The sequence below is a fragment of the Brevundimonas sp. genome (assembly GCF_030682035.1).
Classification (GTDB): domain Bacteria; phylum Pseudomonadota; class Alphaproteobacteria; order Caulobacterales; family Caulobacteraceae; genus Brevundimonas.
In genome coordinates, this window is the sequence record NZ_JAUXQZ010000031.1 from 130875 (window position 1) to 145225 (window position 14351).

At 66.6% G+C, this 14351-nt stretch carries 13 protein-coding genes; 5 read left to right on the forward strand and 8 right to left on the reverse strand.

Annotated features, from left to right (window positions below):
* Position 1: 1 nt before the first annotated feature.
* The 4 genes from rpsR to Q8K49_RS09265 form a co-directional block, all read right to left on the reverse strand.
* Positions 2-280, reverse strand: coding sequence for a 30S ribosomal protein S18 (gene rpsR / locus Q8K49_RS09250; RefSeq protein WP_284221729.1), 279 nt, complete (start codon positions 278-280; stop codon positions 2-4).
* A gap of 12 nt (positions 281-292) precedes the next feature.
* Positions 293-682, reverse strand: coding sequence for a 30S ribosomal protein S6 (gene rpsF, locus Q8K49_RS09255; protein ID WP_056615127.1), 390 nt, complete (start codon positions 680-682; stop codon positions 293-295).
* A gap of 182 nt (positions 683-864) precedes the next feature.
* Positions 865-2922 carry a TonB-dependent siderophore receptor gene (locus Q8K49_RS09260; RefSeq protein WP_305305466.1) on the reverse strand — a complete coding sequence of 686 codons (2058 nt, stop codon included), beginning with the start codon at positions 2920-2922 and terminating at the stop codon, positions 865-867.
* Between the two features lie 126 nt (positions 2923-3048).
* Positions 3049-4461 carry a D-alanyl-D-alanine carboxypeptidase gene (locus Q8K49_RS09265; RefSeq protein ID WP_305305468.1) on the reverse strand — a complete coding sequence of 471 codons (1413 nt, stop codon included), beginning with the start codon at positions 4459-4461 and terminating at the stop codon, positions 3049-3051.
* A gap of 252 nt (positions 4462-4713) precedes the next feature.
* Between Q8K49_RS09265 and Q8K49_RS09270 the strand changes: the two genes are divergently transcribed.
* The 3 genes from Q8K49_RS09270 (at position 4714) to clpA (ending at position 8226) form a co-directional block, all read left to right on the forward strand.
* Entirely contained in the window at positions 4714-5253 is a 540-nt protein-coding gene (locus Q8K49_RS09270) for a phasin family protein (protein ID WP_305305469.1), read from the forward strand.
* A 312-nt stretch (positions 5254-5565) separates the two neighbouring features.
* Positions 5566-5901 (forward strand): ATP-dependent Clp protease adapter ClpS, encoded by a 336-nt coding sequence (clpS, locus tag Q8K49_RS09275; RefSeq protein ID WP_305305470.1) that lies wholly within the window; start codon positions 5566-5568, stop codon positions 5899-5901.
* Between the two features lie 12 nt (positions 5902-5913).
* Complete coding sequence (gene clpA / locus Q8K49_RS09280; RefSeq protein WP_305305473.1) at positions 5914-8226, forward strand: ATP-dependent Clp protease ATP-binding subunit ClpA; 2313 nt, start codon at positions 5914-5916, stop codon at positions 8224-8226.
* A gap of 30 nt (positions 8227-8256) precedes the next feature.
* Here the strand turns inward: clpA and Q8K49_RS09285 are convergent, their stop codons facing one another.
* Positions 8257-9906: an ATP-binding protein gene (locus Q8K49_RS09285; protein ID WP_305305475.1), complete on the reverse strand. Its 1650-nt coding sequence runs from the start codon at positions 9904-9906 to the stop codon at positions 8257-8259.
* Between the two features lie 131 nt (positions 9907-10037).
* Here Q8K49_RS09285 and Q8K49_RS09290 point away from each other — a divergent pair, with 131 nt between their 5' ends.
* Positions 10038-10727, forward strand: coding sequence for a TorF family putative porin (locus tag Q8K49_RS09290; protein ID WP_305305476.1), 690 nt, complete (start codon positions 10038-10040; stop codon positions 10725-10727).
* A gap of 6 nt (positions 10728-10733) precedes the next feature.
* Here the strand turns inward: Q8K49_RS09290 and Q8K49_RS09295 are convergent, their stop codons facing one another.
* Positions 10734-11039, reverse strand: coding sequence for a CsbD family protein (locus Q8K49_RS09295; protein WP_305305478.1), 306 nt, complete (start codon positions 11037-11039; stop codon positions 10734-10736).
* A gap of 356 nt (positions 11040-11395) precedes the next feature.
* On the opposite strand from Q8K49_RS09295, the gene Q8K49_RS09300 reads away from it, so the two are divergent.
* On the forward strand, positions 11396-11971 hold the full coding sequence (locus tag Q8K49_RS09300) for a DUF2239 family protein (protein ID WP_305305480.1): 576 nt from the start codon (positions 11396-11398) through the stop codon (positions 11969-11971).
* A gap of 641 nt (positions 11972-12612) precedes the next feature.
* Here the strand turns inward: Q8K49_RS09300 and cobS are convergent.
* Both cobS and Q8K49_RS09310 read right to left on the reverse strand, forming a co-directional pair.
* On the reverse strand, positions 12613-13620 hold the full coding sequence (gene cobS, locus Q8K49_RS09305; protein WP_305305482.1) for a cobaltochelatase subunit CobS: 1008 nt from the start codon (positions 13618-13620) through the stop codon (positions 12613-12615).
* 53 nt (positions 13621-13673) lie between these two features.
* Complete coding sequence (locus Q8K49_RS09310; protein ID WP_305305484.1) at positions 13674-14345, reverse strand: J domain-containing protein; 672 nt, start codon at positions 14343-14345, stop codon at positions 13674-13676.
* Between the last annotated feature and the right edge of the window lie 6 nt (positions 14346-14351).

Consider the following 14351-nt stretch of genomic DNA (forward strand, 5'->3'; position numbering starts at 1 on the left):
CTTACTTCACCACATAGGGCAGGAGGGCCAGATAGCGGGCGCGCTTGATGGCCTTGGCCAGTTCGCGTTGCTTGATCTGGGAAACGGCGGTGATACGCGACGGGACGATCTTGCCGCGCTCGCTGATGTAGCGTTGCAGCAGTTTGACGTCCTTGTAGTCGATCTTCGGCGCGCCTTCGCCCGTGAACGGGCAAACCTTGCGGCGACGATAGAAGGGGCGGCGTCCGGCGGCGCCGGAGCCGGCCGGCGCGCCCGGCGACGGGGCGGTGGTGTCGGTCATGTTCCGGGTTCCTTAAAAAGTGGCTTCGGCGGCGGCGTCGTCGCGGGGCGTGCGCTCACGCTCACGTTCGCGCTCGCGTTCGCGGCGGGCCAGCAGGGGCGACAGTTCCAGGTCGAGTTCCTCGACGCGGACGGTCAGCCAGCGAAGGACGTCCTCGTTGATCGACAGCTGACGTTCCACTTCGGCCATGGCGGCGGGCGGGCAGTCGACGGCGAGCAGCGAATAGTGCGCCTTGCGGTTCTTTTTGACCCGGTAGGTCAGGTTGCGCAGACCCCAGTACTCGATCTTGGCGACGGTGCCGCCGCCGGCTTCGATCAAGCCCTTGATGGTGTCGTTCAGCGCTTCGGCCTGTTGCGCGCTGATATCCTGGCGCGACATGACCGTGTGCTCGTAAAGAGCCATGCGGTAGTCTCCCTTGTAGGGCGTCGGCGCGAGGGGACCGGGTAAGTCCTCTCCCACGATGGATCCTGAAGCGGCGGCCGGGATGACTTCCCGAACCCTTTGGAACTCCGCGTCAGGACCGAAGCCCTGGAAAGGCGGCGCGTATAGGGGAAAAGGGCCGGGGAGGCAACCGGTGTCGGAGCTCAGAAGGCGCGCCGCACGAAGATCGAGGCCTGAATCTGGCCGGGAGACGTGCTTCGTTCGTCATAGGCGACGGCGCCGGTGGGCCGGGGAGCGCTGAACAGCGTGAAATCCCTCTCGAACCCGTCACTGACGAACAGGCTGCCGGAAATGCTGAGTGTCGCGTCGGGACGATAGGTCAATCCCGCGTGGAAGCTAGGGCCGGTGCGGAAGCTGGACAGGGTTCGCGGGGCAAAGGATTCCTGTTCGATACCGCTGGAGACGTTGACGTTCCAGCTGATGCGCCGGGCGACCAGATTCTGGCTCAAGCCGAGGTTCCAGCTGAACGGCTGCTCGTCGGACAGGCGGCGGTCGGTGAAGGTGACGGGGTCTTCGGTCTGTGAGCGGCGCCACTGGAGGCTTGCGGTCAGAATGCCGCCGGTCATGCCGTATCGGTCCAGTGGCAACCGGTTGCTCAGCTTCAGAGTGTCGCGGACGGCGTCGCCAACGTTACGGGTGATGTTGAAGGCGATAGGACCGGGCGCCCCGGGGGGCGTCTCCAGGACAATGACCTGCCCGAGGACGTCATCGATCTGCTCATGGGTCAGCTCGGCCAGGAACGACCCCTGCCGGTCATAGATCCGTTCGTACCGTGCCTGGGCCAGCCATACCTGGGCCGGACGCAGGTCCGGGTTGCCGCGGCCGAAGATGCCGGTGTTGAACGAGGCCGAGGCAGTGAAGGCGCCGAACGACAGCTGGTCGGCGTTGCGTTCGAGCTTGAAATTGAGCTGATGGCCGGGAGCGGGGGCCCAAGCCACGTTCAGCCGGGGCTTCAGGAAGCTGAGCTGTGTCTCGGCGTCGCCCGCGTTGCCGGTGGCGGTGATGCGCGAGACTTCATAGCGAAGGGTCGTTTCTACGCTCAGGTTGGGCCGCGGCGTCCAGACCCCGGTGGCGAAGGTCTCGTTGCGCAGTTCCTCCACCCGCGTATCGTCGCCCGGCAACAGCACCGGCGAGTTGTTGAAGCCGAAGGCGGAACTGCTCTCGACCCAGTTCAGGGCGATCTCCGAACCGGTTTCGAAACTCCACCTGCCCACGGGGGCGAACTTGAGCGCGGCGCTGACGATGCTTTCACCCGACGTCGTTTCCGACAGGGTGTCGGAGGTGAAGAACGACGTGTCGTAGGTGAAATCGCCATTGGACCGCGCAAGCTGCTGGAAGCCGATCAGTTCGAGGGTCATGCCGCGAGGCAGGTTGCGGTTCCAGCGCAGGCCCGCCTCGCCCTTGAGGTTGTCGTTTTCGCCCAACGAGCGTTCCTCACCCACGGGAACAGTCAGGGTGTCGAGCCCCTCGAAGACGCCGGTATTGAAGGCGATCAGGGCATTGGCCCGGATACGCCCGCCGGCCAGGGGGCCTTCATAGACGGTCGTGGCCTGGGCCGATTGATGTTCGTTCTCATTCCGGCTTACGCCTCGCAGAAGCACTTGGCCGTCCGGGGCGATGCGGACGCGGCTGCCTTCGCCTTCGTTCTCGCCCGCGTTCAATTGCAGGGCGCCGTCCAAGGAGCGACCGTCTCGCTGGCGTTGGGCCTGGACGGAGAAGCCTGACGACAGACGCCCCCGGTCAGACACTGAAACGTTGGCGGAGACGGCGCCTGTCACGCCCCCGTCGGGCCGCCGGATGACATTGGCGACCACCGCCTTGCCCTGCATGTCTATACCCCCGGCTCCGGCTCGCACGATGTCGATCCGAAGCACCTGGGAGGCCGGGATTCGCGACAACACGGTGGACAGGGCGTCGCTGCGGGTCGGCGGACGTTCGCCGTCGATCAAGACGTTTCCGGCCGTGCCGGCGAAGCCTCGAGCAGACGTGCCGCCGTCGAACTGAAATCCGGGAATGCGGCCGATCATGTCCAGCGCCGTGACCGGGCGATACTCGGCGAACCAGGGCGGGGCGTAGGGGGTGACGTTGGGATCAGCCAAGGCCGGAGCCGGAGTCTGGGCCGCCGCCGTGCCGGCGATCGGCGCCGACAGTAGGAGGATCGACGCGCCGAGCAGTCGCCAGCGTCCGCGTATTCCGGCCATATGTCTTGATTCCCCACCCGTTTCGGCGGCGAACCTTGACGAGCATTGTGTCCTCGACGCGACCGTAACCTGTCGGATTTGTAATCAGCCGAGGCTGCGGACAGCCACCGGCGCCAGGAGACCCGCCTACTCCTGGGGCCGAACGACCATACAGGTGACCCGGCGTTCCGCGAGGGCGGTGCAGGCCCCTTGAGCACCCTGTTCGGTCATGCCGGTGAAGCGGGACCGGTACCAGCCTTCGGCGTTCTGGACCGTCCGTTCGGCCGAAGTGAACTGATTGCGGAAGCGGCGGCTGATCTCGGTCAGCCAGTCGCGGGCGACAGTCTCATCGCGGAAGGCGCCGACCTGGACCGACCAGCGGCCGGCGGGCTCGCGGGCCGGTTCCCGTGCCGGAGGCCGCGCGGGGGGGCGGGGCCGCGGCGGGTTGGCAACCGAAGCCGGACCCGTCGACCCGCCGTTCAGGATGGCGGTCACATCGGCGGGTCGCTCAACGGCGGCGGGACGTCCCGAGGCAGGCGGTGCACTGGCGGGGAGGGCGGCGTAGGCCACATAGCCGGACGGCGGTGCGCTGGACCCAGCGCCGGTCTCGTCGTCCTCGTCATCGGCGACGGCGTATTCGATCGGGCCATTGCTATCCGGGCCGATGCCGAAGCCGCGCGCCTCGAAGAAGGTCTGGGCCACCTGGATCGTCTCACCGCGGGCGCGGGCGCGTTCGACCTCGAAGCCCGTATCCATCAGAGCGGCGACGTGGGCGTTGCGGCTGGCGGTCGAACGTCCGCCCAGGACGACAGTAATGATCCGGCGCCCGTCGCGCACCGCCGATGCTGCAAGATTATAGCCCGAGGCGTTGGTGTAGCCGGTTTTCATGCCGTCATAGCCGGCGCCGCCGCGCAGCAGGCCGTTGGTGTTGCGGTAGTCGCGGCCATTGTAGGCCCAATCGTGCAGGCCGAAATAGCGGTAGTACTGCGGGTAGTCGCGCATGATGGCGCGGGCCAGGATGGCGAGGTCGCGCGCCGAGGTCAGCTGACGGGCGTCGGGCAGGCCGTTGGCGTTGACGTAGCGCGTCTGGCTCATGCCCAGCTCGCGGGCCTTCAGCGTCATCTGGGCGGTGAACCGTGACTCGGACCCGCCGATATGTTCCGCCAAGGCCACTGCCATGTCGTTGGCGCTCCGCACGGCCGTGGCCCGCATGGCGTTGTCGAGGGTTATGGTTTGGCCTGCGGCGAGGCCCAGTTTGGAGGGTGGCTGGCTGGAAGCGTGGGGTGAGACGGTCAGGACGTCGTCGAGCTTGACCTTGCCCTCCGACAGCGCCTCAAACGTCAGATACAGCGTCATCACCTTGGTGATGGAGGCTGGATAGCGGCGGCTGTCGGCGTGCCGAGCGAACAGCACCTCGCCCGACTCGGCGTCCACTACGATGGCGGCATAGCGCGAACTGTCCGACGACTGGGCCAGCGGCGCGTGCGTCGGCGTCATCATCACGGCGATGGCCAGAACGATCGACAGAAATCCGCGACGGATCAGGGTGGTGAGCGGCAAAGACAGGCCTCACAAGAGATTTAGCGCGACGGCGGCCCCACCACGCGACGCTGACGAAAGGCTAACATGCGGCATTTCGGTTTCGTGAGAGTAAACAACCCGTCAACGATTTTGTGAACTTTTGTGCATCGCACCATTTTTTGTTGACGTCCATTCGCACTTGCACCATATGAGCGTCTGTCGCGATGGACTGGCTCCTCGCGGAGGACATCACAGGCCGTCCCCGGCCGCGCAACGACACTGGAGACCATCATGGCCGACACCACCGCCGACACCGTCAAGAAGACCGTCGAAACCGCCACGGACACCGTGAAGAAGAACGTCGAGACCGCTACGGCTACCGTTAAGGCTTCGGCCGAGAAGGCCCAGGCCACGTTCCAGGCCAATGCCGAGCAAGCTCAAGCCGCCGGCGCCAAGGCGCTGCGCGAAGTCGCTGACAAGTCGGCCGCTGGCCTGACCGAGCTGAACGTCCAGGGCAAGCAGAACCTGGAAGCCCTGGTCGCCTCGGCCGCCGCCGCCCAGAAGGGCGCCGAGACCCTGTCGGCCCAGTCGGTCGCTTTCACCAGGAAGTCCTGGGAAGACGGCGTCGCCGCCGCCAAGTCCATGTCGCAGGCCCGTTCGATCCAGGAGCTGCTCGAGCTGCAGACGACCTGGGCGAAGTCGGCGACCGAAGCCTATCTGGCCGAAGTCACCCGCGCGACCGACGTCGTGACCGCCTCGGTCAAGAACAGCTTCCAGCCGATCAACGAGCGCGTCACCGCCTCGGTCGAAAAGTTCCAGGCCGCCCGTTAAGGCGACCACAGCTTCAGTAAGCGTTGTCTGAGCATACGAGAGGCCCCGGTGGAAACGCCGGGGCCTTTTTCGTGTCTCCCTCCCCCAAAGTGGGGAGGGATGATCGCGCAGCGATCCGGGTGGGGAATTGCAGCGGCAAGCCGGGCCGGTGGATGTTTCGCCTTTCCCCACCCGGGCTCGGCTTCGCCTCGCCGTCCCTCCCCATAAAGGGGAGGGAGAATCGGCGGTCCCTCAAACCTGTGACTTGCCGCGCCTTCAATTCACGCCATCATTCCCTATCTGATCCATCGACTCTCCCAATCCGGAATACGAATGCCGCCGTCCCGCAGGCCAGGTGAACAGGAAGGTGGAGGCCTCGGGGCCGCCACGGTCACCGAGACCAAGCCGAAGCTTCAGAAGCCCTCGCTGTATCGGGTGCTCATCCTGAACGACGACTACACGCCGATGGAGTTCGTCATCTATGTGCTGGAGCGGTTCTTTCAGAAGGACCGCGAGGCCGCGACTCGCATCATGCTGCATGTGCACCAGCATGGAGTCGGGGTCTGTGGGGTCTTCACCTACGAGGTGGCCGAAACAAAGGTCGCGCAGGTGATCGAGACCGCCCGCCGCCACCAGCACCCTCTGCAATGCACGATGGAAAAAGACTGAGAGGATCTGTCCATGCCCTCGTTTTCTCGTCCTCTCGAAGAGACCCTGCACCGCGCGGTGCACTACGCCAATGAGCGCCGGCACGAGTACGCTACCCTCGAACACCTGCTGTTGGCCTTGGTTGATGACCCGGACGCCGCCAATGTGATGACGGCCTGCAACGTCGACCTCGTCAATCTGAAGACGGCGCTGACTCTCTATGTCGACACTGACCTGGCGGCCCTGGCGACCAGCGACGGCGAGGACGCCAAGCCGACGGCCGGCTTCCAGCGCGTGATCCAGCGCGCGGTGATCCATGTCCAGAGCTCGGGCCGGGAGGAGGTCTCGGGCGCGAACGTCCTTGTCGCGATCTTCAGCGAGCGCGAGAGCCACGCCGCCTACTTCCTGCAGGAGCAGGACATGACTCGCTACGATGCGGTCAACTACATCGCCCATGGCATCGCCAAGAAGGCGGGCGGTTCGGGTGAGACCCGTCCGGCCAAGACCGGCTCGTCGCCCGAGGATGCTGATGACGCGGCCGCCGCCAAGACGGGCGGAGAGGCGCTGGAGGCCTATTGCGTCGACCTCAACGAAAAGTCGCGCAAGGGCAAGATCGACCCCCTGATCGGCCGTCACGCCGAGGTCGAACGGGCGATCCAGATCCTGTGCCGGCGGACCAAGAACAATCCGCTGCTGGTGGGCGACCCCGGGGTCGGCAAGACCGCCATCGCCGAAGGCCTGGCCCGCAAGATCGTCAACCACGAGGTCCCTGAGGTGCTGGAAGGCGCCACCATCTACAGCCTCGATATGGGGGCTCTGCTGGCCGGCACCCGCTATCGCGGCGACTTCGAGGAGCGGCTGAAACAGGTCGTCAAGGAGCTGGAGACGCACGACAACGCCATCCTGTTCATCGACGAGATCCATACGGTGATCGGCGCGGGCGCGACGAGCGGCGGGGCCATGGACGCGTCCAATCTGCTGAAGCCGGCTCTGGCGTCGGGCAGCCTGCGCTGCATGGGTTCGACCACCTACAAGGAGTACCGCCAGCATTTCGAGAAGGACCGGGCCTTGGCCCGCCGCTTCCAGAAGATCGACGTCAACGAGCCGACGGTCGAGGACACGATCAAGATCCTGAAGGGGCTGAAGACCTCCTACGAAGGCCATCACAAGGTCCGCTACACCGACGCGGCTCTGCGAACGGCGGTCGAGCTGTCGGCGCGCTACATGACCGACCGCAAACTGCCGGACAAGGCCATCGACGTCATCGACGAGGCCGGCGCTAGCCAGATGCTGCTGTCCGAAGCCAAGCGGAAGAAGGTCATCGGCCAGAAGGAGGTCGAGGTCGTCATCGCCCGCATGGCCCGCATCCCCGCCAAGTCAGTCTCAAAGTCCGACACCGAGGGCCTGCGCCAGCTGGACGCCGACCTGAACCGCGTCGTGTTCGGCCAGTCATCGGCCATCGAGCAGGTCTCGGCGGCCATGAAGCTGGCCCGCGCGGGTTTGCGCGATCCGCAGAAGCCGATCGGCGCCTTCCTGTTCAGTGGCCCGACGGGCGTGGGCAAGACCGAGGTGGCCAAACAGCTGGCCTCGACCCTCGGCATCGAGATGCTGCGCTTCGACATGTCGGAGTACATGGAGCGGCACACCGTCAGCCGGCTGATCGGCGCGCCTCCGGGCTATGTCGGCCACGATCAGGGCGGTCTGCTGACCGACGCCGTCGACCAGCATCCGCACGCCGTGGTCCTGCTGGACGAGATCGAGAAGGCCCACCCCGACGTCTACAACATCCTGCTGCAGGTGATGGACAACGGCATGCTGACCGACGCGGTCGGCAAGAAGGTCGATTTCAGGAACACCATCCTGATCATGACCACCAACGCCGGGGCCGCCGACAACGCCCGCGCCTCCATCGGCTTCGGCCGGGGCAAGGTCGAGGGCGAGGACGACAAGGCCATCCAGCGGCTGTTCGCGCCCGAGTTCCGCAACCGTCTCGACGCCATCGTGGCGTTCAAGGCGCTGGACGCCGAAACGATCAAGTCGGTGGTGACCAAATTCATCATCCAGCTGGAGGCCCAGCTGGCGGACCGCAACATCACCATCGAACTGACCGACGAGGCGGCCGACTGGCTGGCCAAGAACGGCTTCGACGAACTGTATGGCGCGAGGCCGCTGGCCCGGGTCATCCAGGAGCACATCAAGAAGCCGCTGGCTGACGACATCCTGTTCGGACGCCTGACGCGCGGCGGCCATGTGAAGGTCACCCTGACCGACGGCAAGATCGCCTTCGACATCGCCGGACCGAGCGCGGCGCAGGCCAAGGCGATCGAGGCGCAGGCCGCGGACTGACCGGGCCGGCATAGAGGAACGGCTGAAGCCTCAGGCGGCCTGTTGCTCGGCCGGCTCCGCGGCGGCGGTCCGTTCGGCCGGAAGGTGGACGGTGAAGGTCGATCCCAATCCCGGCGTGCTCATCGCGCGGATGTGGCCGCCCATGGCCTCGACCAGGCCGCGGGCGAGGGTCAGACCGACCCCGGCCCCTTCGTTGGCGCGGGTGTGCGAATCGTCGGCCTGAACGAATTTCGCGAACAGCTCAGGCAGGCGGGACGGTGCGATGCCGACCCCGGTGTCCGCGACCCGGAACAACAGCTCCGAACCGGTCGCTCGCGCTGTCAGCCGCACGGTCCCCTTGGGCGTGTGCTGGAGGGCGTTTTCGACCAGATGCCCGAGGACCTCTCGAAGGTAGTCGCCGTCCAGCCTCCATAGGCCCTGAATGGAGCTGTCAGTCTCCGTGATCAGGGTCAGTCCGGCGCGCTCTGCCGCGGCCCGGTGCGCATTCGCGACGGCCTGGATCAGAGTGACGGCGTCGATGCCGGTCGGATCGGGGACCATCTCGCCCTTCTCCAGCTTGGCGACAGTCAGGATGCGTTCAATCAGGCTGAGCAGGTTCTCGCCGGACTGTTTCAGCACGCCCAGCTGGCTTCGCTGCCGGGCGTCGAGTTCGCCCATGGCGAGGATCTCGGCCATGCCCAGTACGCCGTTCAGGGGCGTGCGCAGCTCGTGGCTCATCACGCCGAGGAAGCGGGTCTTGGCGATGTTGGCGCCCTCGGCCCGGTCGCGGGCTTCGGTCAGATCCAGTTCGTTTTCTTCCAGCCGTCGCACGATGCCGCGGACCCGCAGGAACAGCGCCACGGCGGCGGCGACCAGCAAGAGGATCAGCCCGGCGACCGCGGGCGCGGCGCCCTTGAGGACAGAGAGGCCGGGCCGGTCGGGCGTCCAGAGAACCTGGCCCAGGACCACATCGTTCGGGCCCCTTAGCACAAGGTGGCCTCGATTGTCCTGCGGGGGCCAGGCCCGGGTGAGTGTGGGGCTCTTGATCGCCAGGTCCTTTTCAAGAGCGGTGAGGAGTTCGGAAATCGGCTTGGCGGAGACGATGACGGGGTCGTTGTCCAGCCGCGGCGCCGCCAGATCCTCGCGCACCACGGTGCCAAATCCGACCAGATAGATATCGGCGCCGGCGCGCACGAGGGCGGTGTGATTGACGGAGGCGTCGAAGCTCATGCGGGGCCGGTCGTGCTTGGCCGCAGCCTGGCGACGGACCTCCGCCACCAGCGGCGCGACGGCGTCTATGAAGGCCCGTTCGCTGGCCGGGTTCACCGGCTCGCTGTCTCGGGAGGTCAGAATAAGGTCGCCGTGCCGATCATAGACCAGGGTCACCGAGTGACCCATGAAGTCGGCGTAATAGTCGCCGAAATTGATCTGGAGCCATTCCAGGTCCGGCCTGTCCGTCAGGACGGTGACCGAGTCATTCCAGATGGCCGAGGAATTGATGTTCTCGATCAGGCCTTCCAACGTCCGGTCGAGGCGGACCTGGGCCAGCTCGCGTTCCTTTTCGGCCTGCACGCGGTCGATACCGGCGGCGGCGTAGGCCATCAGGCCCACGGCGCCCAGGAAGACGAGCGCCAGCGCGGCCAGCGTGATCACCATGATCCGCTTCAGGTCCTTGCGCTCTGTGCTTGTACGCCCCGACATGCCTCAGTCGGTTGCACGGCGGGCGATAAGGTCAGGTGACGGAACACGGTTATCGCCGGTTAACCTTGTCCGTACACGGAAGATTGCGCGCCGCTGTGTGACGGTCCCCGGTGTTGAATGGGGCGGGATTCATGATCTATCGAGTCATCGCGGCGAGTCTGGCGGCGCTGCTTGCGTCCAACGTTCCGGTGCTCGCGCAGGAGGCCGGGCCGTGGTCGGTCGAGGGGCGCATCGGCGCCGTCTCGGACTATCGCGACCGGGGCTACACCCTGTCGGCCGGGGATCCGGTCCTGCAGGGCGACGCGACCCTGTTGCACGCGTCGGGCCTGTACGGCGGCGTCTGGGCCTCGGGTATCGAGGAATATGGCGTCGGTCCGGACGGCGACGGCGCGGAGATCGAGGTCACCCTGTATGCCGGCTGGGCCGGATCGGCAGGGGGCTTCGATATCGACCTCGGCGTCTGGTCCAACCTCTACCCCGACGGCGACGAGGTGAACTACGTCGAGTTCCCGCTTCAGATAGGCCGCACCTTCGGCGATGCGACCTTCACCACCGGCGTGGTCTGGGCCCCGTCCCAGACCGGAACGGGGGACGAAGCCGACACCTGGGTCTGGACCCGCGCCGAATACGCGCCCGAGGCCTGGCCCGTCAGCGTGCACGCCATGATCGGCCATGAGGACGGCGGCTTCGCCCCGGACGGCAAGACCGACTGGCGTATCGGCGCGAAGGCTCCGTTGGGCGTCTTCACCCTCGGGGTCGACTGGGTGGACAGCGACACCGAGGACAACGCCGTCGTCGCCTCGGTGTTCTGGGATTTCTAGGTCGTCCTAGCGACGGCGGCCGAGGCCGCTGAGCAGGACGGCCAGACCGGCGACGATGCCGGTGGTCAGCAGCGGCTTGCGGCGGGCGAAGTCGAGGCCTTGGCGAGCCTTGTCCTGATACTGAACCGGGGCCTTTTCGACCAGGCCGTCCAGCCCGTCGATGACGCGGCCATAGGCGTCCATCGCCCGGCCCTTGACCTCGTTGATTCGGCCGTCGAGCTGCAGCCCGGCGTCGCCGGTCAGTCGGCCGAGGCCAACCTGGGCCTTGCCCTCGAGCTCGGTGGCGGCGCCGTCGATGCGTTGGTCGGTCATGGGGAAATCCTTGGTTTGAACGGGCGGGGAGGCCTGCAGCGAAAGTGCATGTCGGCGCCGACGGTTCCGGCGGAAAGAGGTCCGCGGCGGATGTTTTTCGGAAGCAGCGGGGCCCTGACGCTGGAGCGGCGAACAATTATATCCGGACGATATTGACCGGTGGGGTTTAACCCGGGTAGAACCGTGCCGGTGAGGGCGCGGTTCGAAAACACCGTCCGAAGCGTCCGAAGCGTTCGCCCCGGTCACTGTGTCCTCCTGATCCACTGCGTCTCCCAACGTCGGGTCCCTCCGGAACGGCAGGATAGGACGCCCTTACGTCAATACTGGTCGCAGGCGCGGCCGGCCCGGAGCCCGCCATGTCCGCGTCCATCGACCTGCCCGTCGTCGTCTTCTCGTCCGACCGCCTGATCGCCCGCGGGCCGCTGGGGGAGGTGCTGGGGGAGGTGCGCACGGCGGCCGGCGATGACGCGGCGTCGCTGGTCATTGATCTGGCGACGGGGCGGGTGGTGGACCTGGACCTGCGCGGAACCCTGGACGAAGCGAGGGCCCGGCTGACCCCGGCGCCCGAGGCGGAAAAGCGCGGCCCGGGCCGCCCGAAGCTGGGGGTCACGGCGCGCGAGGTGACCCTGCTGCCGCGCCACTGGGACTGGCTGGCCGGTCAGCCGGGCGGGGCGTCGGTGGCCCTGCGCAAACTGGTCGAGGGCGCGCTGCGCGAGGCGGAGGGGCCGGACCGGGCGCGGCGTTCGAAGGAGGCGGCGTACCGCTTCATGACCGCGCTGGCCGGGGATTTGCCCAGCTATGAGGAGGCGACGCGGATGCTGTTCGCGGGGGACTGGACGGCGTTCGACGCGGCGGTGGAAGGGTGGCCGGAGGGGGTAAGGGAGACGGCGCGCGGGATGGCGGCGGGGGCTTGGCGGAACGGGGCGGGGTGAGCGGCACAGGTCATTGCCTTGTCATCCCGGACGCCGCGTCAGCGGCGATCCGGGACGGTGGGACCTCCACACCTGACGCTCCCGGAAGCGGCGACAGCCGCTATCCGGGAGACAGGTCAGGCCAGGCGCGAAGGCCGCCCGTCTCCCGGATAACCGCTTCGCGGCTTCCGGGAGGGTCGGGTGAGTGGCTTGTCCGTCCCGGCTCTCCGCTTCGCTTCGGCCGGGATGACAAGCGCCAACGCTCAACAGGCAGGGGCTGCCATGCTATACTGAGCCCACGGCCACCGCGAAGAAGGGACAACTGGTTGCGGCGACGGAGTGGTGGAAACACCTCCGCTGGACCAAACGCGCCTTCTGGAAACGCCAGCGTCAGGCGGACAAGCGGGAAGCGGCGGCGCAGCGAACGGACGCCTGAAACAAGCAACCCCCGCCCGGCTTGTTATGGCCCTGGCGGGGCTGGCCGGGCGAACCCGGTCTTGAGGCCCAACGGGCGAACCCGCGAGTGGCAAGTCCATTGTAGCACAATCCGGATCGACATCGATTCGCATCCCTTCTCCCCTTGCGGGAGAAGGTGGCAGCCCGCAGGGCTGACGGATGAGGGGTCTCGCTGACGGCGGGAGTCGCATAGTCAGCAGTGGTCATCACCCCACCTTCACCCGCGTCGCCGCCTCGGGCAGATCCTCCCCGAACGCCCGCTGGTAGAACTCCGCGATCGTCGGCCGCTCCAGCTCGTCGCATTTGTTCAGGAAGGTCAGGCGGAAGGCCAACCCCACATCCCCGGCGAAGATGGTCGCGTTCTGGGCCCAGGTGATGACGGTGCGCGGGCTCATGACGGTGGAGATGTCGCCGTTCATGAAGGCGTTCCTCGTCATGTCGGCGACGCGGACCATGGCGGCGATGCGGCGGCGGCCGTCGGCGTCGGACCATTCGGGGACCTTGGCGGCGACAATCTCGGCCTCGACGTCGTGGTCGAGGTAGTTGAGCGTGGTGACGATGTTCCAGCGGTCCATCTGACCCTGATTGATCTGCTGGGTGCCGTGGTACAGGCCCGAGGTGTCGCCGAGGCCGATGGTGTTGGTGGTCGAGAACAGGCGGAAGAATTTGTTCGGGCGGATGACGCGGTTTTGGTCCAGCAGGGTCAGACGGCCCTGCGCCTCCAGCACGCGCTGGATGACGAACATCACATCGGGGCGGCCGGCGTCGTATTCGTCAAAACACAGGGCGATCGGGCGCTGGATGGCCCAGGGCAGCATGCCCTCGCGGAACTCGGTGATCTGTTTGCCGTCCTTGAGGACGATGGCGTCCTTGCCGACCAGGTCGATGCGGCTGACGTGGCTGTCCAGGTTCACGCGGACCATCGGCCAGTTCAGGCGGGCGGCGACCTGTTCGATATGGGTCGACTTGCCGGTGCCGTGATAGCCTTGGACCATGACGCGGCGGTCGAAGGCGAAGCCGGCGCAGATGGCGATCGTGGTCTGGGGGTCGAAGCGATAGGCCTCGTCGATCTCGGGCACATGGCTGTCGCGCTCAGTGAAGACCGGCACGGTCATGTCGGAATCGACGCCGAAGATCTCGCGCACGGTGGCGCGGCGATGCGGTTCCAGCGTCAGCAGGGGATCGGGGGAGGCGTCGAGCAGGGAAGGGGCCATGCCGCTCGTTTAGAGGCGTGGGGCGTCGGGCTCAACCCGCAGGAAGCAACCTGTCAGGCCAGCCCCGCCTTCTTCAGCGTCTTGTAGGCCTTGATGACGCTTTGCAGCTTGGCCTCGGCGCCGCGATCACCCTGGTTCAGGTCCGGGTGGAAGCGTTTCAGCATCTCGTGATAGCGCGCCTTGACGCCGGCCTTGTTGGTGCGGGCGTCGAGGTCGAGGACCGACAGGGCGGCGCGTTCCAGCTTGCCGAGACGGTGCGCATCCTCGCCCGCGGGCCCGGCCTGCTCCTTCATACGGCGACCGAACAGGCCGAAACTGTCCTGCCAGCTGCCGGCCCCCTTGGTGTTGGCCGTGCCCATCTTCGAGGCGAAGGCGGCGGCCTCGCGGCTGAATTTGCCCGCCTTCATCTCCCAGGTCGGGCGGCCGCCGGTCATGGCCTCGTTTTCCTTGGCCGCGCGGACCTCGCCGTCGCTCATGCCGGCGTAGAAATTCCAGCCCTTGTTGTACTCGCCGGCGTGGCCCTGACAGAAGTCGTAGAAATCATTGAGCCGCTCGCGCGACTTGGGCGCGCGGGCCGTCGCCGGCTTGCTGCAATCGGGCCACTGGCAGCGGATTTCGCCGGGCTTGAGGTGCAGGACATCGGCCTCCGCCGCCGCCTCTTCGGGGCGCGGCGGTTTGATCCGCATGTCCTTGAAGCGGGGCTTGTATTCAAACTCGGATGACATCGGTGC